The following is a 24,621-nucleotide window of genomic DNA, read 5'->3' on the forward strand; positions in this document are numbered from 1 at the left end:
TTCAGAGGATACGGGGTATTTTGTAGGACAAGCCTGTTTACATTGGTGGAAAATATGACTATAATATTATCTAATTATAATAAATGGACAAGAATAGAAGTCTTAATGAAAAAGGAGTCGATTAATCCATGGCTTATTATTTTGAAGAGCCTTCCCGCACGTTTAACGAATACCTGCTGATTCCGGGATATTCCTCTGCTGAATGTATTCCATCCAATGTCAGTCTGAAAACACCGGTTGTCAAATTTAAGAAGGACGAAGAGCCTGCACTCTCCATGAACATTCCGATGGTATCGGCGATCATGCAGTCTGTTTCGGATGATAAAATGGCAATCGCTCTGGCAAAAGAGGGCGGCATTTCTTTTATTTACGGCTCTCAGAGCATTGAAGAAGAAGCCGCGATGATACAGCGTGTCAAAAACTATAAGGCCGGTTTTGTGGTAAGCGACTCCAACATTAAGCCGGATCAGACGCTTCAGGACATTCTGGATCTGAAAGAGAAAACCGGCCATTCCACCGTGGCTGTAACCGAGGACGGAACCGCGACCGGCAAGCTGCTGGGGATTGTTACCAGCCGTGACTATCGCATCAGCCGTATGGACCCGGACACGAAGGTTTCTGAATTCATGACTCCTTTCTCCAAGCTAGTATATGCCGAAAAGGGCGTTACCCTGAAAGAAACAAACAATATCATTTGGGATCACAAGCTGAACGCTCTGCCGATCGTGGATGAAAATCAGCATCTGGCCTATCTGGTATTTCGTAAGGACTATGCCTCGCATAAAGAAAACAAGCTTGAGCTTCTGGATGACCACAAGCGTTATGTAGTTGGCGCAGGTATCAATACCCGCGATTTTGCAGAGCGCGTTCCCGCGCTGGTCGAGGCAGGCGCGGACGTTCTGTGCATCGATTCCTCTGAGGGCTTCTCCGAGTGGCAGAAGAAAACCATCAGCTGGATTCGCGAGAACTACGGCGACACGGTAAAGGTTGGCGCCGGCAACGTGGTAGACAGAGAGGGTTTTTTGTATCTGGTGGAAAGCGGAGCCGATTTCGTTAAAGTCGGTATCGGCGGTGGTTCCATCTGCATTACCCGCGAGCAAAAGGGCATCGGCCGCGGCCAGGCTACCGCGTTGATCGACGTGGCCAAGGCCCGCGACGAGTACTTTGAGAGAACCGGCATTTACGTGCCGATCTGCTCCGACGGCGGCCTGGTTTACGATTATCACATGACCTTGGCGCTGGCGATGGGGGCGGATTTTCTGATGATGGGCCGTTATTTTGCCCGGTTTGACGAAAGTCCGACCGGAAAGGTGACCATCGGCGGCAGCTATATGAAAGAGTACTGGGGCGAGGGTTCGAGCCGCGCCAGAAACTGGCAGCGCTACGATCTGGGCGGCGCCAGCAAGCTTTCTTTTGAAGAGGGCGTCGATTCTTATGTTCCCTATGCTGGCGCGCTGAAGGACAACGTGAACCTGACCCTCAATAAGATCCGATCCACCATGTGCAACTGCGGTTCTTTGACCATTTCTGAGCTGCAGAAAAAAGCCAAGATTACTCTGGTTTCCGCAACCTCTATTGTAGAGGGCGGTGCCCATGACGTTGTACTGAAGGATACGGGCAACAATATCGTAAAATAAAATCGGATAAAAAAACACTGTACCGTTTCGGTACAGTGTTTTTCCTTACAGGGTTTGTTCGGGACGATAAAAATCGTCTTTAAATGGAAACGGAAGAAACGGCGTTTCTTCCGAAGTCTGAGAGATCGGTTTCAGCGGGTCATCGCAGATTTCTTCTTCCAGAAAAGGCTGACTCCACGGTACATCTGGCGGCAGAATCATCGTTATCGATCCCCCTGCGTCAGATTGTCGGCATAGCTGCACAGGCTCTCAAAGGAATTGACTCCACCGGGGCGCTGGGCGATAGCCGAACGCACATGTTCCGGCAGGGAATCAAAATAATGCTTGGCAGCCGGGTCATCCTTCATCAAAGCATATAAATCGGGATATTTTTTGTCCATAAAATTCACCTCTTATTTATTTTGCACTGATTTTCATAAAAATTTCAGGCAAAGGGAGGGAATTTTAGAAAAAATTGCATTATTGATATTTTCTGACGCCCTCGATGTGAAGAAAACGGCTGCGGTCGTATACATAAGAGCTCAAAGGGCGCATGAATGCGTCGAAGGTATGGGCCGCGACGTAAATTTCACCCGGCTCGACCGCCACAACAATAGGGGAATGATAGAATCTGCCGGTTTGATCACCCAGCTGAATAATATCCCCGGGCATCATTTCAGAGGCGTCTGTCTCTGTGGCAAAGGGGCCCGGGCCCTTGTTCTGCGTCAAGAACTGATACAGATAAACGACCCCCGTCCAGGAGGGGCTTCTGTCGCTGCTGCTGTTATAATACCATCCGTACGTGGGGGTGTAGTTCATCACACCGCTGCCCGCGTAAAGACATTGCGAGGCAAAATTAGTGCAGTCGCCTCCCAGATTTTCAAAATTATAATAGGCCGGATTTCTCTGAAACGCCCATTTGCGGGCATACTCTACAGCAGCGGTCCGGTTATAGGCTACGATGCGAAGCATGGAAATTTCCTCCATTACTTTTAGATAGGATACGAATCATAAATCATCAAATGGTCTTTCAGGATTTCATTCCAAATTTGAAATCAGAAAGCTGATGATAATGCTCTCACCCGCCCGAAGCCCTGCTTTGGCTCCGTGAGGCTATTATATCCTATGCACCGAAGCGAATTATGTACGTTTTCACCGCTGTGCCGAAACACGGCGGTGAAAACGCCTGCCTTGGCAGAGCATTAATTACTGCTTTACGCGGAAAGACTGGCAGTCTGTGCACTGGTCCATGGTAGGATTCTTTTCATGGGTACCAACCTGAATCTTTTCCAGAGAACAGAAATCCTGTGTTCCGCAGTGATACTGACACTGGTCTACGCTGCATCCGATCGACGGATTGGGACGGTCATTGGAATTCATCATCTGAGCTCGCCTCCTTTCACTCAAAGGCTGTCCTTAGTATGAGAAAAAGAGAACGAATTATGAAGTGTAAATTTTGAGATTGCTTCCATCGAGTGAGAATGGTACTATAGCCATACGACTTTTTTAAAAACGAGGCATTTGGGTCCTCGCCAAAGGCAAGATGGACTTGCCGGTTTGTTGTGCCTATTCTGTATATGGAACTATATATCTCATATTTTTAGTAAAATGAGGTATTCTAAGGGAAACAATGGAAAATAAGGAGCAATATCATGAAGCACCCTAAAATGAAAAATACAGCGGCGCTCTTGCTGCTTTGCCTTTTAATTCTGGCGTCTTCGATTTTATTTTTATTTATTGCGCAAAACGAACCGATGATCCACTGGATGAGAACCTTTATGCCCAGTGTTTCGGAAGCGCCGTCATCTTCTGAGGTGATCGAATCTTCTGCTCTGGAATCAACGCCGACAGAGTCTTCGGTGTCTGCTGCGGAGCTGGCAAAGGTATGGGAAAAAGACAGTGATTTACTTCTTGTCAATTGGGAGTACGGTCTTCCGGATCAATATAAGCCCAATTTGGTCAAGGCGTATGACATGGTAATGGACGAGCGTCTTGTGGAACCGTACAAACAGATGGCCGCAGCAGCCTTAAAAGACGACGTAACACTTTGGATTTCTTCCGCATACCGTGCGCCGGAGCTGCAAAAAGAGCTGCTGGAACGCGAAATCAAGGAAAACGAGCAAAAGGGAATGAGTCCGGAAGAAGCCAAGGAAAAGGCCGCTATCGCCGTGGCCCAACCGGGGCACAGCGAGCATAATACCGGTCTTGCGATCGACGTTAACGGGGTGCGCCCGGAATTTGAGAAAGAAAAGGGCTATGAATGGATGAAGCAGCATGCTGCGGAATATGGCTTTATTCTTCGCTACCCCAGAGAGAAAGAAGACATCACGAAAATCATGTTTGAACCCTGGCATTACCGTTATGTCGGCAAAGAGAATGCGCAAAAAATGAATGAACTGGGCATGTGCCTGGAGGAATACGTGAATTACCTGGCACAAAACGAAGAAAATAATTGAATAAATTCCAAATTTTGATATAATAACAGAAAGAGGCTGTTTTCTTCTGAAAGACGAAGGTATCGATTTCCCCCGCCGAAGGCGGGGGAAATCGATCAACGTCATTTTTTGAAAAGACACGTTTCAAGCAAGAAACGACTCAATCCTGAAGGGGTGTTGATATGCAAGAGAAAAAAATTAGAACCAGATTTGCTCCCAGTCCCACCGGATTTATGCATGTGGGCAATTTGCGCACAGCGCTGTACGAATACCTGATTGCGAAGAATCAGGGTGGGGATTTCGTCCTGAGAATTGAAGATACCGATCAGGAACGTCAGGTGGAGGGCGCTGTCGAGGTGATTTACGACACCCTGAAAACGGTTGGCCTGCAGCACGACGAAGGCCCCGATATCGGCGGGCCTTATGGGCCGTATGTGCAGAGCGAGCGCATGGATACCTATAAAAAGTATGCCGAGCAGCTTGTCCAGGAGGGAAAAGCATATTACTGTTTCTGTACGAAGGAACGCCTGGCTTCCCTGCATGAGGAAAATACGTTTGGCGGATACGACCGTCACTGCCGGCACCTCCCTCAGGAGGAAATCGATCGTCTGCTCGCGGCGGGCACACCTTATGTCATCCGCCAGAAGATGCCGGCCGAGGGATCCACTACGTTCCACGATGCCGTTTACGGCGACATCTCTGTAGAGAATAAGGAGCTTGAGGATCAGGTTCTGCTGAAATCCGACGGTTTCCCCACCTATAATTTTGCCAACGTGATCGACGATCACCTGATGGAGATCACCCACGTGGTGCGCGGCAGCGAATATCTGTCTTCCACGCCGAAGTACAATCTGCTGTATGAGGCCTATGGCTGGCAGATTCCCACGTATGTGCATCTGCCGCTCATCAAGGGCAGAAACGCCGACGGTACCGCGTCAAAGCTCTCGAAGCGACATGGCTCCACCGGCTTTGCCGATCTGGTCAAGGAAGGCTATCTGCCTGAGGCGATCATCAACTATATTGCCCTCTTGGGCTGGTGCCCCAAAGACAATGAGGAAAAAATGGACATGCAGGGGCTGATCGAACGTTTTTCGATCGAAGGCATCAGCAAGTCGCCTGCCATTTTTGACTACGACAAGCTGACCTGGCTCAATGGGGAGTATCTGCGTGCCATGACGCCGGAGCAGTTTACAGAGTATGCGATGCCGTATTATCGCCAGGCATTCGGCGATACCGAGGCAGATTGGTCTGTGCTGACGCTGATTCTGCAGCCCCGCGTGACAAAGCTAAGCGAGATTCCCGAGATGGTCGGCTTTTTGAAAGATCTGCCGGATTATCCCGCTGATTTCTTTGTGAATAAGAAGAGCAAAACGACGCTTGAAAATTCCGCGCCGCTGCTGCGCGAGTCGATTTCTGTCCTCAGGGAACTGCCTGACTGGACGGTACCGAGCCTGCACGAAGCGCTGTTGGCGCTGGCACAGCGGCTCGAGGTGAAAAACGGTACGCTTCTCTGGCCCGTTCGAATTGCGGCGGCTGGCCAGACCGTTACACCGGGCGGCGCGATGGAGATTCTGGCCATTCTTGGCCGGGAAGAGTCCCTGCGCCGGTTAGAGCTGGGTCTGAAAAAATGTGAAGGGTAATGGGGAGAATACGATGAGCGAAGAAAAAAGAGAACCGTTGAATCCGGAGTCTGCCGGCAATTTTATTCATGAATTCGTTACAGAAGATATTGCGCCGGGCGGGCGCTTTGAAGGCAAGCGCGTTCATACCCGTTTTCCTCCCGAGCCGAACGGCTATCTTCATATTGGCCATGCGAAGGCTATCTGCATCGATTTCGGCACTGCGGAAAAGTTCGGCGGCATTTGCAATCTGCGCATGGATGACACGAATCCCAGCAAGGAAGATACGGAATATGTCGACGCTATTCAGGAAGATATCCACTGGCTTGGCTACGATTGGGACGACCGTTTTTATTATGCCTCGGATTATTTCGAAACCATGTATCAGCTTGCAGAAAAATTGATTGAAAAAGGGCTTGCATATGTATGCCAGCTGACGCCCGATCAGATGAGGGAAAACCGCGGCGATCTGAAAAATCCGGCAGTCAGCCCGTATCGTGACCGCCCGGCGGAGGAAAGCATCGATCTGTTCCGCAGAATGCGGGCCGGGGAATTCCCGGACGGCGCCATGACGCTGCGGGCAAAAATCGATCTAGCTTCCGGCAACTTCAACATGCGCGATCCTGTTTTGTACCGCATCAGTCATACCTCTCACCACAGAACCGGCGACGCATGGTGCATTTACCCTATGTACGACTACGCGCATCCCATTGAGGACGCAATGGAGGATATTACGCACTCGCTGTGCTCCCTGGAATTTGAGGATCACCGCCCGCTGTACGACTGGGTGATTCAGAATGTAGATCTGCCCTCGAAGCCCCGCCAGATCGAGTTTGCGCGTCTTGGCATTAACAACACGGTCATGAGCAAGCGACGCCTGCGGCTTCTGGTAGAGCGGGAATTCGTTTCCGGCTGGGATGATCCCCGTATGCCCACTTTGTGCGGCCTGCGCCGCCGCGGCTATACTCCGGCTTCCATCCGTAACTTTATTGAGCGTCTGGGCGTATCCAAAGTGAACAGCACGGTGGAGTATGCCTTTTTGGAGCATTGCCTGCGCGAGGACCTGAATCTGAACGCACAGCGTGTGATGTGCGTGCTCGATCCGATCAAGCTGATCATCACCAATTATCCGGAGGATCAGGTGGAAGAGTTCGAGGTAGAGAATAATCCGAACCGCCCCGAGGACGGATCGCGCAAGGTTGATTTTTCACGCGAAGTCTGGATTGAGCGCGACGACTTTACCGAAACACCGCCGAAAGGCTATTTCCGTTTATTCCCCGGGAACGAGGTTCGTCTGAAAACGACGTATATTGTTCGCTGCACCGGCTGCAAAAAGGATGAAAACGGCAATGTGGTTGGGGTTTATGCGGAATATGATCCGGCCACCCGCGGCGGCAACACGCCGGACGGCAGAAAGGTGAAGGGAACCATTCATTGGGTCAATGCGGCGTCCGCTGTTTCGGCAGAAGTTCGCCTGTACGATAACCTGTTTACCGTTCCCGATCCGGAAGCCGGCGAGTTTTTGGAGCTTTTGAATCCAGATTCGCTGACGGTTCTGAAAGACTGCAAGGTAGAACCCGATGTGGCGAAAGCCTCTGCGCCCGCTTCGTTCCAGTTCATGCGCCAGGGTTATTTCTGCCCGGATCTTGACAGCACACCGGAGCATCCTATCTTTAACCGTTCGGTTTCGCTCAAAGACAGCTTCAATAAGAAATAAAAACAGCTTGCCCCGGCCTGCAGTACGCAAAGCCGGGGCATTTCTAACGCCGCAGTTTCAGCTGGCGGCAAAATCGGCGCGCGCCGGTGTATTACCAGGCGCAGCGCTTTCACTTTTTCTTGGTAAACTCGGGGAAAAAGCTGTCTGGATTCTGTTTGAACTGCTCAACAGGGTCCAGTTCAACGCTGCTCTTATCCGATTTTCCGTAATACCCCATCCAACGGGGCACCGGATTTTGCTCAGGATTTTTGCAGTCGTAAATCTTAGTTCTGATCTCCATGTTTCCACCTCCGCACAGATGCTGGTATGAATATATTATGCAGCTCCGGTAAAATCTGTCAGCCATGTACAAGAGGAATTTACGGAAATTTTTGCTTGAAAGCTTTTCCAATCTTTGCGAAAATGATATAATGTAGCTGTTGGTATCAGGTGCAGTATTGCACTGAGGAATCCATGTGTTTTAGGCGGCAGGCCGTTGTATCTGCTGCCGTGTGATATCCAAAAAGAAAGAATGAGGTGAAACAACATGCAGAAGAGCTTATCGATTGCCAGCTTTGTTTTGGGAATTGCGGCGACAATGGTCAGCATCGCTTTGACCGTACTCCAGATTGTCAGCCTGAAAAAGAGCCGCTGAGTCATTCACCAATCAAAGAAAGCATATCCGGCGCGGCAGGCTGAAGATGGCCCCGGCGCCGGTTTTCTTTACAGAAAAGGGGGATTGTATGAAGCTGCTGCATCTGGCGGATTTGCATATCGGCAAACGGGTCAATGAATTCAGTATGCTGGAGGATCAGCGCGCCATATTAAAGCAGATTTTAAACATTGCGGAGCAGGAGAAGCCCGACGCTGTCCTGATCGCCGGGGACGTTTATGATAAAACCATTCCGCCCGGAGAGGCGGTTTCGGTTCTGGATGACTTTCTGACCGGTCTGGCGTTTTTAAAGCTGCCGGTTTTTATGATCTGCGGGAACCACGATTCCGCGGAGCGCCTGAGCTTTGGCAGCCGGATTCTGCGCCGCCAGGGGATTACGATCGCCGCGGCCTACGATGGCGCCTTAGAACCGGTTCTGATGCACGATGAGTACGGGCCGGTGGAACTGTACCTGCTGCCCTTTATCAAGCCCGCACTGGCAGCTCCGTTTTTCCCCGAAAAAGAGCTGGAAAGCACTGAGGATGCCGTACGTTCGATTTTGGAATCGGTGCCCGATCAGCCGGATTGCCGCAGGGTGCTGGTCGCGCATCAGTTCGTAACCAACCGGGGGGAGCTGCCACAGCAGTCGGATTCTGAAACCGCATATGTCGGCGGGTCGGACGCGGTGGACGCCGCGGTTTTCCACGCCTTTGATTATGTGGCGCTGGGGCATCTGCACGGCCCGCAGAAAATGCTGCGGGATACCATTCGATATGCAGGCTCCCCACTCAAATATTCCTTTTCAGAAAGCCGCCAGAAAAAATCCGTGACGATCGTCGAGCTGCTGGAAAAAGGAAATACCCTGATTCGCCAGATTCCCCTTGTTCCGCTGCGCGATATGCGCGAAATCCGCGGCCCGATCGATCAGCTGACCGACCCGCAGGTTGTGAATTCCGCGAATCCGGAGGATTACATCCACGCAACCTTGACGGACATCGAGGAACTGATGGACCCCATCGGCCGCCTGCGCAGATTTTACCCGAACATCATGCGGCTCGATTTTGAAAACCGCCTCAGCAGGGAAATCAAGCTGAAAAACGCCGCATCGGGGGAGGATCTTTCTCAAAAAACAACGATGGAACTGTTTGAAGATTTCTTCCAGATGCAGAACCAGAAAGAAATGACGCAGGAGCAGGCCCAGGTAATGGAGTCGCTGTTTTGCAGCAGTCAGGAGGAGATGCGATGAAGCCGAAGCATTTAACCGTCAGCGCGTTCGGCCCCTTTGCTGGCAGAGTAGAGATTCCGTTTGAGCAGTTCGGCTCTATGGGGCTGTTTTTGATCACGGGGGATACCGGCGCGGGAAAAACGACGCTGTTTGATGCGATTTCCTTCGCGCTGTTTGGGGAATCGAGCGGTACTGTGCGCCCGGTAGAGAGCCTGCGCAGCGATTTTGCACGCCCGGAGGAAAAAACCTATGTGGAATTGTCTTTTCTGCATCGTAGCCAGGAATATTTTTTGCGAAGGAATCCCAAATACCGCCGCCCCAAAAAGAGCGGCGAGGGGGTTACGGACGAGCCCGCCGATGCGTCGCTGACCTTCCCGGACGGCAAAGTGATCACCGGGAATGTACGGGTAACCGGTGCTGTCACCGAGCTTTTGGGGATCGATTATAAGCAGTTCAAGCAGATCGCCATGATCGCGCAGGGGGAGTTCTTAAAGCTGCTGCTGGCGGATCACCGCGAGCGGGCGGAGATTTTTCGCCGTGTATTTGGCACAGCGCCGCTGGAAGCGGTACAGATGGAACTGAAGAAACGAGAAAAAGCGGCCAGAATCGAGTGGGAGGACTCCTGTAAAGCAATATTGCAGTACACAGGTAATCTACTTTACAGCAAGGAGCAAACCGCCGAATCTCTGGTGCAGGAATGGGCGGTCGAGCAGAATCTGCACCGCATGGATGAAATGACTGCGCTTTGGAATAGGATGCTGCGGGAAGACGAAGCGCTTCTCAAAACCCAGAAGCTTCAGCAGGAAAAGCTGCAGGAAGCAGATGCAAAGCTGATTGCCGAACTCACCCGCGCGGAGCAGATCAACCGGATGTTCCGCGAGCTGGAACAGGCTCTGCTTCGCCGTGAAGAGCTGTTGAAACAGGAACCGCAGATCCGGCAGACAGAACAGCTGGCCCGCAGGGCCGGCGCTGCTGCGGAGCGTGTGCTGCCGTATGAAAAAATTTATTGTTCCGCGAAGGAAAATGTAGAACGTCTGGAAAACGGAATCCGCACTTCCAGCGAGCGTTCGGCTCTTTTGGAAAATCAGCTCAAACAGTTAGAAACAGACTGGAGCAGAGAGCAGGAAACCGAGCCGCAGCGAACAGCGCTTGCAGAGCGCTTAACTGGCCTGCGCTCCGCTTTGCCGGATTATGCGCATTACAAAACGCTGATGCAGCAGCAGAAGGATTTGGAACGGGCTCTTTCGCAGAATATCACTCATTTGGAGCAAGTAACCAAACGAAGGGAAGAGCTTACTCAAAAGCGTGACGAGCGCCAGGCGCTGCTGTCGCAATCCGCGGATGCGCCGGTTTCTCTGGTAAAATGCGAAAAGGAAAAAGAGACTGCCGAAGCGCTGCGCTCCAATTTGCTTTTGCTGCACGATATGGCAAAGCGTTTGGAAGCGATGGAAGCAGAGCAGAAACGTGCGCAGCGGGAATATCTGGCCGCCGATGAGGAATACAGCAGAATTTACCACCTGTGCGAGGAAAAGGAGCGTTTGTATTTTGACCAGCAGGCCGGCGTTCTGGCCGGTCGTCTGCACCCGGGGGAGCCGTGCCCGGTCTGCGGCTCGAAAGAACATCCTCAAAAGGCAGAGATGATCGGAGGCGCTCCGAATGAACAAGAGCTGCAGCGGCTGCGCGGGCAGCGGGAGCAGGCAGAGGCCCACCGGCGGGATACCAGTTCGCAGGCACATGGGAAAGAGGTCGAGGTACAGTCCGCCCGGCAGGAGCTCTACCGGCAGTGGCGGCAGATTCTGCCGGAAGCTGCTCCGCAGGAGGAACTCCCCGCGCTCAAAGCCCAGATCATTACAATCGGTACCGAAAACACTGGGCGAAAAAAGGTTCTGGAACAAAAGTACGGCGAGCTCAAACAGCTTTGCGATAACCGTGAGCTCTGGACGAAAGAACTCGATGAAACACAGCAGCTTTTAAAAGAATGCGAGCCGCTCGTGCAGCGCGAAACGGAGGAACAGTCGCGCCTTGCTTCGCAGGTAAGCGCAAAGCAGGCGGAGGCGGCTCTGGTGCGGGGGAAGCTGCCCTGCGAATCAGAGGAAGAGCTGCGGCGGCAGATCGCCGAGTCCGAGTCCCGTTTGGGGGAGCTGAAAAAACGGCTTCAGGAAAGTGAAGCCGCGCTTACCAAAGGCCGCAACGAGCTGGACAGCGTTCGTGCTGTTCTGAAAGAAAACACAAACCAGCTGGCAGAGCAGAAACAAAGGCTGGAACAAACCGAACAGGATTACCGCAGGGCGCTGGAAGAAAACCAGTTCAGCGAAGAGGAGTACCGGGCCGCGCTGTCGGATCAAAGCCGGGTAGAAGCCTGGCGGAACGAGGTGCAGGCCTTTACGGAAAGCCAGCGTTTTACCGAAGAGACGATCCGCCGCCTGAGGGAAGAAACGGCGGGGAAAAGCCCGGTGCACGTTGAAAAACTGGCCTTGCAGCAGGAGGAACTGAAACGGGAAAAATCCGTATTGGACGAACAGGTCTCTCAAACCTCACAGCGCTATCACGGGAATCAGAGAATTTTGCAGAAGCTGGAAGACGCTTTGCGGCAGAAAGAGAAGCTGGAGCATCGTTATCTGATGCTTTCCTCCCTCTCTAAAACGGCAAACGGGGAGCTGCCCGAACGCCAGAAGCTGGCGTTTGAGCAGTATGTGCAGGCCGCATATTTTCAAAAGGTGATCCAGGAGGCCAATCAGCGCATGAGCCGGATGACGAACGGCCGGTTTGAGCTTCTTCGCAAGGAAATCCCCGAGGATAACCGCAGCCAGTCCGGTCTGGAGCTGGATGTGATGGATTACTATACCGGCAAGCTGCGCTCCGTGCGCTCTCTGTCGGGCGGGGAATCCTTCAAGGCGTCGCTGTCTTTGGCCTTAGGCTTGTCCGACGTGATTCAGAGCTACGCCGGCGGGGTACAGATCGACACCATGTTTATCGATGAGGGCTTCGGCACGCTCGATTCGGAATCCCTGAATCAGGCAATCTCCGCGCTGGCGGCGCTCACAACCGGCGATCGTCTGGTCGGCATCATCTCTCATGTGCCGGAACTGAAAGAAAAAATCGATAAAAAAATTACGATTCGAAAAAGTGTGACCGGCAGCACGGCTGTTCTGACTAGCCGCTGAAGACAATGGATCGGGACCTGCTTTTTAAAACAAAAACAGGAAATTCTTCCCCGCCGAAAGCGGGGAAGAATGCAGAGAACCCTATTAAAATTCAAATAAGACGTCAGGCAGAGGTGAGCAGATGCTCGGCGAAAATCTTGATGCCGATCAGAATCAGAATGATTCCTCCGGCGATTTCGGCGCGGCCCGAAAGCAGGCATCCGAATTTTCTGCCAAGATATACTCCCGCAAAGCAAAGCACAAGAGTGATGATTCCAATCAGCGAAACCGAAAAGATCATCTGCGGCACACTTTGAATTCCCACGGAAGAAGGCAGAATGATCCCCGTGGCCAGCGCGTCTATGCTGGTTGCCACCGCCTGAATCAGCAGGGCGCGTTTTCCCACAGTGTGGCATCTGGCCTCTTTGGCATGTTCCCCAAAACACGATTCCCAGATCATCTGTGTGCCCAAATAGGTCAGCAGCAGCAAAGCGAGCCAGTGCTCAATATGTATCAAGAGATTGGCACCCGCCGTTCCTAAGGCCCAGCCAAGACAGGGCATAAACGCCTGAAAAAGACCAAAGGTCAGGCCGACCTTCAGGGCAAATCCGGGCGTCACCTTTCGTACGGCAGTTCCATTTGCGACGGAGGCTGCCAGCGCATCCATAGAAAGGCCGACAGCAATTCCCACAAGGGAGAAATAGTCCATACGCAGCTTCCCTTCGTGTTGATTTTAAGTTTGCTTCTGAAAAGAATATATTGGGGAACAACCGGAATTATGAGAGCTTTTACTAAAACAACAGAGGGGAAGAGCAGAAATTTCTACTCTTCCCCTCTGTTGTTATTTCGTATTAAAGTCTACCCAGTCCTTGGCTTCCTCTACATTTTCGTCAGATGGCATAGCCGCTTTCGTTTTGCTGTAGCGTTTGTCCGGATAGGTAATGGGAATGGTATAGCTGTCCGTGTCCTCCCGTTCCGGTCCGGGACCGGTCACTTTTGCGGCGGAATTCAGCCGATTGCGCTGACCGGGCTCCTCTTTGTCTCTTCTGTGAAATAGCATACGTAACACCTCCGTATTTATTGTGCGACATCACATCGGAAAAATACGCACTTTCGTTTGCTACTACGGTAAAAACATGATAAAATAAATACAAAGCATGTAGCTTTATTCCAATATTATTTTCTAAAAAAATTATATTACTCCGGCGTTTTGTATATGTAACAAAATATAAAATTTGAACCGGAATGATGGGCAAAGAGGGAAGAGCTTATGATCAGTATTCTGGACTATGGGGCGGGCAATTTAAAAAGCGTTGTCAACGCATTTCGGTTTATCGGCGCAGAGGTGGAAATCACCCACGACGCCGGCCGGCTGATGCGGGCGCAGGCGGCTGTTTTGCCGGGCGTCGGTTCGTTCGGGGACGCCGCGGCTTCTCTGCGGCAATCCGGGCTTTGGCAGCCGGCACTGGATTTCATCGCGGGCGGCCGGCCGTTTTTGGGCATTTGCCTTGGCATGCAGCTGCTCTTTGAAGAGAGCGAGGAATCCCCGGGGGTAAAAGGACTTTCCGTATTTCCCGGGAAAATCTGCCGCATTCCCGACGGCGACGGCCTGAAGATCCCGCATATCGGCTGGAACTCCTTAACTCTTGACCAGACGGACGGTCTGTTCCGTCAGGTGCAGGATCAGTCTTACGTTTATTTTGTCCACTCCTATTATCTACACTCACCCGAACGGAAAGTTGTGTCCTCACACACGCAGTACGGCGTGACGATCGATGCCTCGGTGCAGTCGGGGAATGTGTTCGCCACCCAGTTCCATCCGGAAAAAAGCGGACAGGCCGGTCTGCAGATGCTGAAAAATTTTGCACGGATGGCGGAAACCGGCCGGGAAGGGAAGGGAAGCTGCTGATGTATGCCAAACGAATTATCCCGTGTCTGGATGTCAATAACGGGCGCGTGGTCAAGGGAACTAATTTTGTCAATTTGAGAGATGCGGGCGACCCGGTAGAGGCCGCGATTCTGTACGATAAGCAGGGCGCGGACGAGCTGGTATTTCTGGACATCACCGCGACCGTGCAGGAACGCGGAACGATTGTCGACCTGGTTCAGCGGGTTGCGGAGCGCATTTTCATTCCGTTTACGGTAGGCGGCGGCATTCGTTCGGTGGAGGATTTCACCCAGCTGCTGCGCGCGGGGGCGGATAAGGTTTCAGTCAACTCCGCGGCGGTGCGCAATCCGTCGCTGATCAGCGAGGCGGCCCAAAAATTCGGCAGTCAGTGCGTGGTTTGCGCCATCGATGCAAAACGGACGCCCTCCGGCGGCTGGACGGTTTACCTCAACGGCGGCCGGATCGATACGGGCATAGACGCCGTAGAGTGGGCAAAGCGTGCGGTGTCCCTCGGCGCGGGTGAAATCCTGCTGACGAGCATGGACTGCGACGGAACAAAGGACGGGTATGATCTGGAGCTGACCGCCTCCATTTCTGATCAGGTAGGCGTCCCTGTGATTGCCTCCGGCGGGGCGGGGAGCCTGAAGGATTTTTACGATGCTTTCACCGAGGGAAAGGCCGACGCCGTTCTGGCGGCTTCCCTGTTCCATTTCGGGGAGATTACCATCCCCGAGCTGAAGGAATATCTCAAAGAAAAAGACATTTCCGTCCGATTCTGATCGGCGGGCACTTCAAAGCGGATTCCAGCTCTCTGGAATCCGCTTCTTTTTCCGATTATTTCCCGCTTTATGGATAGATTTGCCGGACACGGCATAAGAATTAGCAAGTTCTGTTCCTCTGGATCAAACCGTGTGTGCCGGGGAATGGTGTCAATTCGGTTAATTTTTGAAAAAACCGGGAGTACCGGTTTTCTATGCTGGAGGTGTAGGAAAGGTGAATTGGAAAAAACAAACGATCTCTGTGCTCTTGTCCGCCTGCGTCCTGATTTCCGCCGCGGCTCCCGCAATGGCGATTTCGGACGAAGAGGTGAAGGCCCCTGCGGCGATTCTGGTGGAAGCAAAAACCGGCAAGGTTCTGTATGAAAAGAATTCCCATGAAAAGCGTCCGGCCGCTTCGATTACCAAGGTCATGACACTCCTGCTGGTCATGGAGGCAATCGATTCCGGCAAAATCGCGCTGACCGATACGGTCTCTGCCAGTGCCCACGCGGCCTCTATGGGCGGATCGGATATTTGGCTGCAGCAAGGGGAAACCATGTCTGTCAACGATCTGATCAAGGCGACCGTGATTATGAGCGCGAACGACGCCGCCGTGGCCCTTGCGGAGCACGTGGCGGGTACCGAGGATGATTTTCTGCGCATGATGAATGACAGAGCCAAAGAGCTGGGGATGAACGACACCACGTTCAAAAACTGCAACGGCCTGGACGAGGACGGCCACCTGACCTCGGCAAACGACGTTGCCCTGATGTCCGCGGAGCTGCTCAAGCACGAAAAGATCACAGAGTACACCCTTACGTGGATCGACCATGTGCGCGACGGCAAGACACAGCTGGTCAACACCAATAAGCTGATCAAAAGCTATAAGGGAATCACGGGCCTAAAAACGGGAACCACAGGCAAAGCGGGCAGCTGCATCAGCGCTTCCGCCACCAGGGGCCAGGTCAGCCTGGTTGCGGTCATTTTGGGAAGCTCAACGACAGACGACCGATTCTCTTCAGCGGCAAAACTTCTGGATTACGGATTTGCCAACTGGTCGATGGCCACTCCCGAAAAGCCGGAGCTGCAGAAGGTTCCTGTAACAAACGGCATGCAGTCCTCGGTAGAACTCGAAACAACCGATAACCCTGCTCTGCTGGTGCCAAAGGGCAAAGAATCCGAGGTAGTCAGCCAGATCGTGGTGGCAGATTCGCTGGAAGCTCCCGTCGAATCCGGGCAGATCATCGGTAAAATCACGTATAAACTGGGGGACGAAACGCTTCTGGAAACCGATATCCGCGCCAAAGCAGCAGTGGAAAAAATGACGTTCTTTTCCGTATTCCGCCTGCTTTGTATGGGAATGGTATGCTTCTGATTGGTAATTTCAACCGAAATTATTCGTAAAATCTTGCGGCCGCCGCCTTGCAAATACTGCTAAGATATTGTAAAATAAACAAAAGGATTCAGAAAATGACAGGAGGTTAGCATTCATGTCTGTAAAGCTTGACGCACAGCATCTGTCCGGTTTTATGAATTCAGGCGAACTGGAAGCGATTGGGCCCCAGATAAAGCTTGCGCACGAGCTGCTTCATTCCAAAAGCGGCCCCGGCAGCGATTTTCTTGGTTGGCTGGATTTGCCCAGCGAGTACGATAAGGAAGAATTTTCACGCATTCAGTCTGCAGCGGCGAAAATCTGTTCGAATACCGATGTTTTTGTTGTCATCGGCATCGGCGGTTCTTACCTTGGCGCTCGAGCTGCGATTGAGTTTTTAAAATCCCCGTACTATAATTCGATGAAAAAAGACACGCCGGATATTTATTTTGCCGGCAACAGCATCAGCTCCAGCGCACTGGCGGAGCTTCTTTCCATCTGTGAGGGGAAAGACGTGTCCATCAACATGATCTCGAAGTCCGGCACGACGACCGAGCCGGCCATCGCGTTTCGTGTGTTCCGTGAGCTATTGGAGAAGAAATATGGCAAAGAGGGTGCCCGCGAAAGGATCTACTGTACTACAGACCGTGCGCGCGGAACCCTGAAAAAACTGGCGGATCAGGAAGGCTACGAAACCTTTGTGGTGCCGGATGACGTCGGCGGACGTTATTCCGTGCTCACCGCAGTGGGGCTTCTTCCGATTGCGGTCAGCGGTGCTGATCTCAACGAACTGATGCAGGGTGCTTTACAGGCAAGAGACGAATATTCGAATCCTGATTTACAACAAAATTCATGTTATCAATACGCAGCCATTCGCAATCTGTTTTACAGAAAGGGCAAAACGGTCGAATTGCTAGCCAGCTATGAGCCCTGCTTTGCCGTGATGTGTGAATGGTGGAAGCAGCTTTATGGCGAAAGCGAAGGAAAGGATCAAAAAGGTCTGTTCCCGGCTTCCGTTATTTTTTCGACCGATTTGCATTCCATGGGCCAGTATGTGCAGGACGGCCGCCGGATTCTGCTTGAAACGGTGGTTTTGTTTGAGCACGCCAAACAGGAAATCACGCTTGGCAACGACCCGGAGAATGTGGATGGATTGAACTTCCTTCAGGGGAATACGATGTCCTATATCAACGAAAAAGCCTTTGAAGGAACTGTTTTGGCTCATGTAGACGGCGGTGTTCCCAACATTGTGCTGCGGGTACCGGATTTTTCAGAGAAATCGCTTGGCGGCCTGATTTATTTCTTCGAAAAGGCCTGTGCGGTTTCCGGTTATCTGCTGGGGGTCAATCCATTTGACCAGCCCGGTGTGGAAAGCTACAAGAAAAACATGTTTGCCCTTTTGGGCAAGCCCGGGTACGAGGCCGAAAAGGCTGCTTTGGAGGCACGTCTGAAACATTGAAAGATTCTTTGCTTTCAGGATTGAAATCCGCATTTTGCGGAAATACTAAAAAATAGCAGGAGGAGTTTTGATATGGTCACTCTCATCATTGGTAAGAAAGGTTCCGGAAAGACAAAAAAGCTGATTGAAATGGCGAATGCCGCTGTCAAAAAATCGGACGGCAACGTGGTGGTAATCGAAAAGGGTCTCAAGCTCACTTACGATATCTCCCACAGGGCCAGACTGGTTGACATCGATGCTTATGGAGTGCAGGGCATGGATGGCCTGTATGGCTTCATCAGCGGCATCTGCGCTGGAAACTATGATGTGACCGACCTCTTTATTGATTCCACGTTGAAAATCATCGGTTCCGATTCCGCGGTTTTGTCCTCTCTTGTTGAGAAGGCGAACGCTCTGTCTGAACTGGCCAATACCAAAATCCTTCTTTCCGTTTCTTTGGACCAGAACGAGCTTCCCGAAGGCATCAAAGCGGAGATCGCCGAGATCTGATTCGTTTTGCTTTCGATCACAGTATTAGAATGTCAGTGTTGTAAAGTAAGCTGCTGGCAGTTTTTACTGCCGGCAGCGCTTTTGTGCAAAAAGACAGCGAGGAGATCATCTGTATGTCGTTTAGAAATCTGCCGGAAGCCAGGCGCGAGGAAAACGGGATTACTTATTTTTTGCGGGACCCCGTAACGGTGAACGGTCAGGAGCACCAGCGGTATGCGATTCAGACGCACTTTGTACAGCGCGGCGAGTCGTATGTGGAGCTGGTAAGAAAGTATGTTCAGCCCTTACATGAGCCCGGGGATATTTTGTCCCTGAGTGAGAAGATCATTTCCATGTGCCAGAATAACGTGGTCGAGAAGAAGGACGTAAAAATCGGCTTTTGGGCACGCTTTTTATCTAAGTTTGCTTCTTCAAACAATCACGGAATCGCCATGGACGAGCCGTACAAGCTTCAGCTGGCGATCAACTTGGCGGGTCTGCCCAGAATCCTTTTGGCGTCGTTCTGCTCCGCAGTGACGAAGCTGTTTGGAATCCACGGCGTGTTTTACAAGATTGCCGGGCATGGAATCGACGGAATCGACGGATTCTACATGGGTTCTTCGTTTGAGCTGTACCATGATCTGGCTTTGCTCAATCCAAAGGAACCGGTCAAGGTCTGCAACGACATCCAGCAGGAGCTCGGCATCGACTGTCTGCTGGTAGACGCCAACGATCTGAGCGTCGTCATCTTCGGAAAATCCGACACTCTGGCCTCGGTGCCGGACCAGGATTTGATCGCGATGATCAAGGACAACCCTGCCGGACAATCGGATGAACTGACCCCGCTGATTTTGATAAAAAAAGCAGATTTATCCTGATTTCTTGTTGACAAAAGAGAAGCAAGTCGATATAATAGCATATTGTAGTGTCGAGGTAAAATGATATGATTCTTGAACTGAAAAAGATCATGCTGAGTGACGGTGAGGTTCTCCCGTTTTCTTATGAAATGTCTTTCTCCTCTATCACTGTGAACGGTTTTTATCCGTTTGTTTCTCCCGTTGCGGTAACAGGAACAGTTCAAAGTCATGCGGGCTCCGCAAAGCTGGACGCCCGGGTATCCTTTGATTTTGAAATCCCCTGTGATCGCTGCACGACCGAGTTCCGCACCCATTACGATCTTTCTTTTTCACACATTGTGGTGTCCTCTTTAACGGACGGGGACAGCGACCTGTACATTGTCGCAGAGGAGTATCGTTTGGATTTGGATACGCTGCTGCGGGAGGATATTTTGTTGGAACTGCCCACCAGATTTTTGTGTTCACCGGATTGCAAGGGCCTGTGCCCGCAATGCGGACAAAACCTGAATCAGGGGATGTGCCAATGTGTTTCCCGGCAGACAGACCCTCGTTTGGCGGTTCTGAAACAACTGATAGATTAATCTAAAGATATAAGGAGGTGCTGATAATGGCGGTACCAAAGAGAAAATTATCCAGCGCAAGACAGAATAAGAGACGTTCCAACGTTTGGAAGCTGAGCGCCCCCGCTCTGGCGAGATGTCCGAAATGCGGTGAGTACAAACTGGCTCACAGAGTTTGCGGCAGCTGCGGTTACTATAACGGCAGAGATGTATTGAAAAAAGAAGCTTGATTTCTTTATCATTTTCGCAGAGAACAGAGAAGGAGAGATCCTTCTCTGTTTTTTCTTGACCGAAAATTCCCGTGTTCGGCAAGTTTCCCGCACATACAAAGGCGGCGGAAAAGCTCCCGAAGCAGGGAAAAAGGCAGCGGAAATCTTTCTGCACAAAACGGGGAAAGTGATTTGTATTTTTATAGTGGAATTACTTGACGAATCACCAATTAAATGCCATAATCAAACATGTTAAAACGCGATGGCATCGAATTGTTTTGGGCAAAATAGAATGTCAGAACTTTATCACAAAGTGATACAAAAGCCCTGGGGCAGAAGCAAAGCGGGCAAAGGGAACTTATCCATATCCGAAATTTTATTTGTGGCTTTGGTGTTCCGCACTGCCTGAGAATGAGATTGATATCGTCCATTCGCTTGAAAACCGTCTGGTTTTCAAGCTGCGGGGGAATCCCCGCAACGCACCATTGGTGTGCTAATTGACTATGAACGGCAACAAACCGCCAGCAATGCTGGCGCCGCATGGTTCTCCGTGTGGTTCAAAACAGTCTCGTTTTGAAGTTTGTTCAGTATTAAAGGCTGCGTCATGCAGCAATAGGAGGAAGAATCATTTGATCAAACCGATTGTGGCGGTTGTCGGCCGGCCGAACGTGGGGAAGTCCACCCTGTTCAATAAGCTGATCGGCCAGCGCCTTTCTATAGTAGAGGACACCCCCGGTGTTACCAGAGACCGTATCTTTGGCGACTGCGAATGGGGAAATCACAAATTCAGTCTGGTGGATACCGGCGGTATTGAGCCGGAATCGAAGGATATTATTCTGTCGCAGATGCGTGCGCAGGCTCAGCTTGCGATCGACTCCGCGGATGTGATTATCATGGTGACGGATTTGCATTCCGGCGTGGTGGCGACGGATGCGGAGGTTGCGGCGATGCTGCAGAAAAGCGGCCGCCCGGTCATTCTGTGCGTGAATAAATGCGACCGGATCGGTGAGCCGCCGCCGGAATTTTATGAATTTTATAATCTGGGGCTTGGGGAGCCTGTTGCCGTTTCTTCTGTTCACGGCCATGGCACAGGTGATCTGCTGGATCGCGTTGTCGAGTTCTTCCCGGACGAAACCGGCGAGGAGGATGAGGGGGAGATCATTCGTGTTGCCGTCATCGGAAAGCCCAACGTGGGAAAATCCTCTCTGATCAACTATGTGGCCGGTGAAAACCGCAGCATCGTTTCGGATGTGGCCGGTACGACCCGCGACGCGATCGACACCAAAATCGAAAATGAATCCGGCACCTTTATTTTGATTGATACAGCCGGAATCCGCCGCCAAAACAAAGTGGAGGATTCCATTGAGCGTTACAGCATCCTTCGCGCCGAAATGGCCATCGAGCGTTCAGACGTCTGCGTGATCATGATCGACGCTACCGTCGGATTTACCGAGCAGGACTCCAAGGTGGCGGGCCGGGCCCATGAGGCGGGCAAGGGCTGCGTCATTGCGGTCAACAAATGGGACGCGGTGGAGAAAGATGGCCACACCATGAACGACTACCGCAAGCAGCTGGAAAAGGACTTTTCCTTTATGTCCTATGCGCCCATCATCTTTATTTCCGCCCACACGGGGCAGAGGGTAGATAAACTCTTTGAAACCATTCATCATGTAGCCAGTATGAATTCCATGCGCATCAGTACCGGCGTACTCAATGATATTCTGGCACAGGCGACGGCGCGTGTTCAGCCGCCTACGGATAAGGGCAAGCGCCTGAAAATCTACTACATGACCCAGGCGTCCGTGAAGCCGCCAACCTTTATTTGTTTTGTCAATTCTGCGGATTTGTTCCATTTTTCCTATCAGCGTTATCTGGAAAACCGAATTCGCGAAACCTTTGGACTGGAGGGCACTCCGATCCGAATGGTCGTTCGGGAGCGCGGGGACAAATAAGGAGGAGGGTTTTCTTTGGAGAATCTACAAAATATCATTCTGGCAATCGTTTTGACTGCTTTGGTGGCATATTTGCTTGGCAGCGTCAATTCTTCCATTCTGATTACCCGAATATTCGGTCAAAAGACTGATATTCGCCAAATGGGCAGCGGAAATGCCGGCGCAACGAACGTGCTGCGTTCTGTCGGCAGACTGCCGGCAGCCCTGACCTTTATCTTTGACTTTTTAAAATGCGTTCTGGCTGTTCTGGCCGGTCGGGCAATTTTCAGCTACTTCTTTCAAATTCCCGCCATCTCGCCTATGGTGATCGAGCAGACGGGCGCTTACATTGCCGGAATCGTGTGTATTTTGGGCCATATTTTCCCCTTATACTTCGGCTTCCGGGGCGGCAAAGGAGTGACTACCTCCATTGCGATGATCATGATTATTGACTGGCGCGTTTCCCTGATCGTTTGGGCCGCTTTTTTCCTTGCAGTGTTCTGTTCCAAAATGGTATCTTTGGGGTCAATATGCGGCGCGGCCATCTACCCGTTTGCGACCTTCTTCCTGACCTTTTTCTACGATTACCGTTCCAGCGCCACGGTGCCGCTGTCCTATGTTGTGGTCGCCACGGTTTCTTCCTTTATCATCGGGTGCATTGTGATCATCAAACACCGAGGGAATATCAAGCGGATTCTGGATGGAACGGAGAAGAAAGTCAGCCTGCGTTCCCGCAAGGCTCCGCCACAGTGATTCCTCTCATTACAATACAGTCAATTTGCTTTAAAACAGTATGCTGAAAGTACAGTGGCTTCTTTAAAGCAGTATAACGATAAAAAACTCTTCCCCGCATTGATGACGGGGAAGAGTTTTTTGGGTTTTATAACCAATGTATGATAACGTTAGAATAGAAAGGAATACAGCGGTTTTGCCGGGAGTAGGGATGAGACTCAGACGTTATTCCTCTCGGGGCGGCAGTTTGCCCTCCTGGCCGCCGTATAGGACGCCGTTTTTCAGCGTTGCTTCATCATGCCAGATTTTTTCTTCCGGCAAAGAGGTTTCGATCAGCTCGATCAGCGTTCCGTTGATCTGTACCATGGCGCAGCGGTAGCCGGCAAAAGGCTCGTACAGGGGCATGACAATTTCTTTTTCTTTCAATGCGGAAGCAATATCGTTGACTTTGAAAGCGATATGAGGCTCCGTCTGAATTCTCATGTCCAGTGGTGAGTTTTCTCCAAAAGCATGCCATTCAATCGGAAGAGAGAATTCGTTTGTCCTATCCAATGAGTACATGTCAAAGAGAGGGCTGTATTTCACATCCTTGTGATTTCGAATGCTTTCCAGTGCCACAGGTTTTCCGATATGATGAAACAGGAGTTCAGTCTGATCTGGCATTGCGTATCCTCCAAATGAACTCTGCGAATCAAATTCTCTACAAAAAAAGAAAAAGGAACCTGCATCAGGCTCCTCTAAACTTTCCGGTTTTACGTCATCAAACTGCGCGGGTCACTTTGTTGGAACGTAAACAACGGGTGCAGGCGTAAATACGCTTCGGACTGCCGTTAACAACTGCCTTTACGCGTTTTACATTGGGCTTCCAAGTTCTGTTCGCACGTCTGTGAGAATGAGAAACTTTTATACCGAAAGCAATATCCTTGCCACAAACCTCACACTTCGCCATGTGTCTGCACCTCCTTTAAAGGGCTTTAAACTACGAAGAATATTCTAGCAAATCTAAAGGCTAAATGCAAGCTTTTTTTCACTCATTTGCGCAGGAATTGCAAAAATCAGCCAAAATCCGGGTGTTCCGCCGTATGACGAGCCCGATCCGCGGGGAACATTCTCTTGTCTTTTATTGGAAAACGTATTATAATGCTAACAAATCACACACTTTTACGTACAGGCAGCGGCTGTCACTTTGTTGCGCAAGGCTCGGCCGTTTTTTCCCATCCTTGGGAGAAAACGATGGGAACGGTCCCTGCGAAAAAACGGAAGTACAGTAATATGGCTGCCGTTCTGCGAAAGGCGGTAAAAATGCTTTATCAGGTAATTCAATCTATTTTCAGAGGCGTTCCCATCAATATGATCAGTGTTCTCATGCAGATTTTAGCTGTTCTGGTCATCATTTTTTGCGTACTGCCTATACACGAATATGCACACGGCTGGATGGCGAAAAAGCTGGGGGATAATACCGCGGCGTATCAGGGCCGCCTGACGATCAATCCGCTGGCCAGCATCGATCCGCTGGGAGCGCTCGCGATTCTGCTGTTTGGCTTTGGCTGGGCCAAGCCCGTTCCGGTGGATACACGCAATTTTAAAAATCCCAAGCGCGATATGGCGATTACCGCTCTGGCGGGGCCGGTTTCCAATATTCTGGCCGCATTGTTGGGCGCGATCCTTCTGAACGTGATTTTCCTATTTCAGGGAAGCATCCCGCAGTCGATTCAGTTTGGGGTCGCGGTGTTTTTCGGGTATTATATCAATATCAATGTCATGCTGGCGGTATTTAATCTCATCCCGCTGCCGCCGCTCGACGGCTCCAGAGTTCTGGCGGCATTTCTCTCGGACCGCGCGATGTATCGGTATTATCAGAACCAGCGGATGATCATGCTGGCACTGTTTGCGCTGCTGTTCCTCGGCTTTCTGAATGAGCCGCTTTACCTGATGCAGTCGTGGGTGAGATCCGGAATTATATGGCTTGCTGATCTTCCGTTTGTCCTGTTCGGTGTATAA

26 protein-coding genes are annotated in these 24,621 nt (G+C 51.2%); 17 read left to right on the forward strand and 9 right to left on the reverse strand.

The window, feature by feature from the left end:
• The first annotated feature begins 128 nt into the window (after positions 1–128).
• On the forward strand, positions 129–1,637 hold the full coding sequence (locus tag HMPREF1141_RS10385; RefSeq protein ID WP_009063861.1) for an IMP dehydrogenase: 1,509 nt from the start codon (positions 129–131) through the stop codon (positions 1,635–1,637).
• Positions 1,638–1,682: 45 nt separating this feature from the next.
• On the opposite strand, the gene HMPREF1141_RS17550 is transcribed toward HMPREF1141_RS10385, so the two are convergent.
• The 4 genes from HMPREF1141_RS17550 to HMPREF1141_RS17130 form a co-directional block, all read right to left on the reverse strand.
• Positions 1,683–1,838, reverse strand: a complete 156-nt coding sequence (locus HMPREF1141_RS17550) for a hypothetical protein (RefSeq protein ID WP_009063815.1) — start codon at positions 1,836–1,838, stop codon at positions 1,683–1,685.
• Between the two features lie 2 nt (positions 1,839–1,840).
• Complete coding sequence (locus tag HMPREF1141_RS17555) at positions 1,841–2,017, reverse strand: hypothetical protein (protein WP_009064125.1); 177 nt, start codon at positions 2,015–2,017, stop codon at positions 1,841–1,843.
• 79 nt (positions 2,018–2,096) lie between these two features.
• The gene (locus HMPREF1141_RS10390; protein ID WP_009063413.1) at positions 2,097–2,588 is read right to left on the reverse strand and encodes an amidase domain-containing protein; all 492 of its coding nucleotides are present in this window, start codon (positions 2,586–2,588) and stop codon (positions 2,097–2,099) included.
• A gap of 234 nt (positions 2,589–2,822) precedes the next feature.
• A complete protein-coding gene (locus HMPREF1141_RS17130; RefSeq protein WP_009063651.1) occupies positions 2,823–2,999 on the reverse strand; it encodes a DUF1540 domain-containing protein in 177 nt (58 codons plus the stop codon).
• A gap of 269 nt (positions 3,000–3,268) precedes the next feature.
• On the opposite strand from HMPREF1141_RS17130, the gene HMPREF1141_RS10395 reads away from it, so the two are divergent.
• The 3 genes from HMPREF1141_RS10395 to HMPREF1141_RS10405 all read left to right on the forward strand — a co-directional run bounded on the left by HMPREF1141_RS10395 (position 3,269) and on the right by HMPREF1141_RS10405 (position 7,387).
• The gene (locus tag HMPREF1141_RS10395) at positions 3,269–4,072 is read left to right on the forward strand and encodes a M15 family metallopeptidase (RefSeq protein ID WP_009064061.1); all 804 of its coding nucleotides are present in this window, start codon (positions 3,269–3,271) and stop codon (positions 4,070–4,072) included.
• Between the two features lie 161 nt (positions 4,073–4,233).
• On the forward strand, positions 4,234–5,691 hold the full coding sequence (gene gltX, locus HMPREF1141_RS10400; protein ID WP_035316901.1) for a glutamate--tRNA ligase: 1,458 nt from the start codon (positions 4,234–4,236) through the stop codon (positions 5,689–5,691).
• Positions 5,692–5,704: 13 nt separating this feature from the next.
• Positions 5,705–7,387, forward strand: a complete 1,683-nt coding sequence (locus HMPREF1141_RS10405) for a glutamine--tRNA ligase/YqeY domain fusion protein (RefSeq protein ID WP_009063454.1) — start codon at positions 5,705–5,707, stop codon at positions 7,385–7,387.
• A gap of 109 nt (positions 7,388–7,496) precedes the next feature.
• Here the strand turns inward: HMPREF1141_RS10405 and HMPREF1141_RS17560 are convergent, their stop codons facing one another.
• Entirely contained in the window at positions 7,497–7,667 is a 171-nt protein-coding gene (locus HMPREF1141_RS17560) for a hypothetical protein (protein WP_009064028.1), read from the reverse strand.
• 442 nt (positions 7,668–8,109) lie between these two features.
• Between HMPREF1141_RS17560 and HMPREF1141_RS10410 the strand changes: the two genes are divergently transcribed.
• The gene (locus HMPREF1141_RS10410) at positions 8,110–9,264 is read left to right on the forward strand and encodes an exonuclease SbcCD subunit D (protein WP_035316973.1); all 1,155 of its coding nucleotides are present in this window, start codon (positions 8,110–8,112) and stop codon (positions 9,262–9,264) included.
• On the forward strand, positions 9,261–12,407 hold the full coding sequence (locus HMPREF1141_RS10415) for an SMC family ATPase (RefSeq protein WP_009064045.1): 3,147 nt from the start codon (positions 9,261–9,263) through the stop codon (positions 12,405–12,407). The genes HMPREF1141_RS10410 and HMPREF1141_RS10415 overlap by 4 nt, the downstream gene beginning before the upstream one ends.
• Positions 12,408–12,510: 103 nt before the next feature.
• On the opposite strand, the gene HMPREF1141_RS10420 is transcribed toward HMPREF1141_RS10415, so the two are convergent.
• Both HMPREF1141_RS10420 and HMPREF1141_RS10425 read right to left on the reverse strand, forming a co-directional pair.
• Positions 12,511–13,095 carry a manganese efflux pump gene (locus tag HMPREF1141_RS10420; RefSeq protein WP_009063784.1) on the reverse strand — a complete coding sequence of 195 codons (585 nt, stop codon included), beginning with the start codon at positions 13,093–13,095 and terminating at the stop codon, positions 12,511–12,513.
• A 132-nt stretch (positions 13,096–13,227) separates the two neighbouring features.
• Positions 13,228–13,446: a DUF3787 domain-containing protein gene (locus HMPREF1141_RS10425; protein ID WP_009063519.1), complete on the reverse strand. Its 219-nt coding sequence runs from the start codon at positions 13,444–13,446 to the stop codon at positions 13,228–13,230.
• Positions 13,447–13,656: 210 nt separating this feature from the next.
• Between HMPREF1141_RS10425 and hisH the strand changes: the two genes are divergently transcribed.
• The 10 genes from hisH (at position 13,657) to plsY (ending at position 22,641) form a co-directional block, all read left to right on the forward strand.
• On the forward strand, positions 13,657–14,295 hold the full coding sequence (hisH, locus tag HMPREF1141_RS10430; RefSeq protein WP_009064232.1) for an imidazole glycerol phosphate synthase subunit HisH: 639 nt from the start codon (positions 13,657–13,659) through the stop codon (positions 14,293–14,295).
• A complete protein-coding gene (gene hisF, locus HMPREF1141_RS10435) occupies positions 14,295–15,053 on the forward strand; it encodes an imidazole glycerol phosphate synthase subunit HisF (protein ID WP_009063947.1) in 759 nt (252 codons plus the stop codon). The genes hisH and hisF overlap by 1 nt, the downstream gene beginning before the upstream one ends.
• Before the next feature lie 214 nt (positions 15,054–15,267).
• Positions 15,268–16,407 carry a D-alanyl-D-alanine carboxypeptidase family protein gene (locus HMPREF1141_RS10440; protein ID WP_009063699.1) on the forward strand — a complete coding sequence of 380 codons (1,140 nt, stop codon included), beginning with the start codon at positions 15,268–15,270 and terminating at the stop codon, positions 16,405–16,407.
• Between the two features lie 115 nt (positions 16,408–16,522).
• Positions 16,523–17,863, forward strand: a complete 1,341-nt coding sequence (locus HMPREF1141_RS10445) for a glucose-6-phosphate isomerase (RefSeq protein ID WP_009063966.1) — start codon at positions 16,523–16,525, stop codon at positions 17,861–17,863.
• A 72-nt stretch (positions 17,864–17,935) separates the two neighbouring features.
• The gene (locus HMPREF1141_RS10450; RefSeq protein ID WP_009063576.1) at positions 17,936–18,352 is read left to right on the forward strand and encodes a hypothetical protein; all 417 of its coding nucleotides are present in this window, start codon (positions 17,936–17,938) and stop codon (positions 18,350–18,352) included.
• Positions 18,353–18,465: 113 nt separating this feature from the next.
• Complete coding sequence (locus tag HMPREF1141_RS10455) at positions 18,466–19,209, forward strand: coenzyme F420-0:L-glutamate ligase (protein ID WP_009064363.1); 744 nt, start codon at positions 18,466–18,468, stop codon at positions 19,207–19,209.
• Positions 19,210–19,274: 65 nt separating this feature from the next.
• Positions 19,275–19,769 carry a DUF177 domain-containing protein gene (locus HMPREF1141_RS10460; protein WP_009064359.1) on the forward strand — a complete coding sequence of 165 codons (495 nt, stop codon included), beginning with the start codon at positions 19,275–19,277 and terminating at the stop codon, positions 19,767–19,769.
• A 26-nt stretch (positions 19,770–19,795) separates the two neighbouring features.
• Complete coding sequence (gene rpmF, locus HMPREF1141_RS10465) at positions 19,796–19,978, forward strand: 50S ribosomal protein L32 (RefSeq protein ID WP_035316903.1); 183 nt, start codon at positions 19,796–19,798, stop codon at positions 19,976–19,978.
• A 608-nt stretch (positions 19,979–20,586) separates the two neighbouring features.
• Entirely contained in the window at positions 20,587–21,909 is a 1,323-nt protein-coding gene (gene der / locus HMPREF1141_RS10470) for a ribosome biogenesis GTPase Der (RefSeq protein ID WP_009063945.1), read from the forward strand.
• Between the two features lie 15 nt (positions 21,910–21,924).
• Entirely contained in the window at positions 21,925–22,641 is a 717-nt protein-coding gene (plsY, locus tag HMPREF1141_RS10475; RefSeq protein WP_009063798.1) for a glycerol-3-phosphate 1-O-acyltransferase PlsY, read from the forward strand.
• 204 nt (positions 22,642–22,845) lie between these two features.
• Here the strand turns inward: plsY and HMPREF1141_RS10480 are convergent, their stop codons facing one another.
• The gene (locus HMPREF1141_RS10480) at positions 22,846–23,283 is read right to left on the reverse strand and encodes a hypothetical protein (protein ID WP_051044297.1); all 438 of its coding nucleotides are present in this window, start codon (positions 23,281–23,283) and stop codon (positions 22,846–22,848) included.
• A 97-nt stretch (positions 23,284–23,380) separates the two neighbouring features.
• Positions 23,381–23,569: a 50S ribosomal protein L28 gene (gene rpmB / locus HMPREF1141_RS17135; RefSeq protein ID WP_074432602.1), complete on the reverse strand. Its 189-nt coding sequence runs from the start codon at positions 23,567–23,569 to the stop codon at positions 23,381–23,383.
• Between the two features lie 353 nt (positions 23,570–23,922).
• Here rpmB and HMPREF1141_RS10485 point away from each other — a divergent pair, with 353 nt between their 5' ends.
• Positions 23,923–24,621: a site-2 protease family protein gene (locus tag HMPREF1141_RS10485; protein ID WP_242824588.1), complete on the forward strand. Its 699-nt coding sequence runs from the start codon at positions 23,923–23,925 to the stop codon at positions 24,619–24,621.

The sequence above is a fragment of the Clostridium sp. MSTE9 genome, assembly GCF_000277625.1.
GTDB classification, from domain to species: Bacteria; Bacillota; Clostridia; order Oscillospirales; family Acutalibacteraceae; genus Faecalispora; species Faecalispora jeddahensis.

What these genes read in the sequence shown, in the direction of transcription:
- HMPREF1141_RS17130 (WP_009063651.1), bottom strand. Translation starts at nt 2,999, where the DNA reads ATGATGAATTCCAATGACCGTCCCAATCCGTCGATCGGATGCAGCGTA.
- HMPREF1141_RS10410 (WP_035316973.1), top strand. Translation starts at nt 8,110, where the DNA reads ATGAAGCTGCTGCATCTGGCGGATTTGCATATCGGCAAACGGGTCAAT.
- hisH (WP_009064232.1), top strand. Translation starts at nt 13,657, where the DNA reads ATGATCAGTATTCTGGACTATGGGGCGGGCAATTTAAAAAGCGTTGTC.
- HMPREF1141_RS10445 (WP_009063966.1), top strand. Translation starts at nt 16,523, where the DNA reads ATGTCTGTAAAGCTTGACGCACAGCATCTGTCCGGTTTTATGAATTCA.
- HMPREF1141_RS10405 (WP_009063454.1), top strand. Translation starts at nt 5,705, where the DNA reads ATGAGCGAAGAAAAAAGAGAACCGTTGAATCCGGAGTCTGCCGGCAAT.
- HMPREF1141_RS10415 (WP_009064045.1), top strand. Translation starts at nt 9,261, where the DNA reads ATGAAGCCGAAGCATTTAACCGTCAGCGCGTTCGGCCCCTTTGCTGGC.
- HMPREF1141_RS10390 (WP_009063413.1), bottom strand. Translation starts at nt 2,588, where the DNA reads ATGCTTCGCATCGTAGCCTATAACCGGACCGCTGCTGTAGAGTATGCC.
- HMPREF1141_RS10395 (WP_009064061.1), top strand. Translation starts at nt 3,269, where the DNA reads ATGAAGCACCCTAAAATGAAAAATACAGCGGCGCTCTTGCTGCTTTGC.
- HMPREF1141_RS10485 (WP_242824588.1), top strand. Translation starts at nt 23,923, where the DNA reads ATGCTTTATCAGGTAATTCAATCTATTTTCAGAGGCGTTCCCATCAAT.
- HMPREF1141_RS10420 (WP_009063784.1), bottom strand. Translation starts at nt 13,095, where the DNA reads ATGGACTATTTCTCCCTTGTGGGAATTGCTGTCGGCCTTTCTATGGAT.
- HMPREF1141_RS10425 (WP_009063519.1), bottom strand. Translation starts at nt 13,446, where the DNA reads ATGCTATTTCACAGAAGAGACAAAGAGGAGCCCGGTCAGCGCAATCGG.
- HMPREF1141_RS10460 (WP_009064359.1), top strand. Translation starts at nt 19,275, where the DNA reads ATGATTCTTGAACTGAAAAAGATCATGCTGAGTGACGGTGAGGTTCTC.
- HMPREF1141_RS10385 (WP_009063861.1), top strand. Translation starts at nt 129, where the DNA reads ATGGCTTATTATTTTGAAGAGCCTTCCCGCACGTTTAACGAATACCTG.
- rpmF (WP_035316903.1), top strand. Translation starts at nt 19,796, where the DNA reads ATGGCGGTACCAAAGAGAAAATTATCCAGCGCAAGACAGAATAAGAGA.
- HMPREF1141_RS17560 (WP_009064028.1), bottom strand. Translation starts at nt 7,667, where the DNA reads ATGGAGATCAGAACTAAGATTTACGACTGCAAAAATCCTGAGCAAAAT.
- hisF (WP_009063947.1), top strand. Translation starts at nt 14,295, where the DNA reads ATGTATGCCAAACGAATTATCCCGTGTCTGGATGTCAATAACGGGCGC.
- HMPREF1141_RS10480 (WP_051044297.1), bottom strand. Translation starts at nt 23,283, where the DNA reads ATGCCAGATCAGACTGAACTCCTGTTTCATCATATCGGAAAACCTGTG.
- gltX (WP_035316901.1), top strand. Translation starts at nt 4,234, where the DNA reads ATGCAAGAGAAAAAAATTAGAACCAGATTTGCTCCCAGTCCCACCGGA.
- rpmB (WP_074432602.1), bottom strand. Translation starts at nt 23,569, where the DNA reads ATGGCGAAGTGTGAGGTTTGTGGCAAGGATATTGCTTTCGGTATAAAA.
- HMPREF1141_RS17550 (WP_009063815.1), bottom strand. Translation starts at nt 1,838, where the DNA reads ATGATTCTGCCGCCAGATGTACCGTGGAGTCAGCCTTTTCTGGAAGAA.
- HMPREF1141_RS10455 (WP_009064363.1), top strand. Translation starts at nt 18,466, where the DNA reads ATGTCGTTTAGAAATCTGCCGGAAGCCAGGCGCGAGGAAAACGGGATT.
- HMPREF1141_RS17555 (WP_009064125.1), bottom strand. Translation starts at nt 2,017, where the DNA reads ATGGACAAAAAATATCCCGATTTATATGCTTTGATGAAGGATGACCCG.
- HMPREF1141_RS10450 (WP_009063576.1), top strand. Translation starts at nt 17,936, where the DNA reads ATGGTCACTCTCATCATTGGTAAGAAAGGTTCCGGAAAGACAAAAAAG.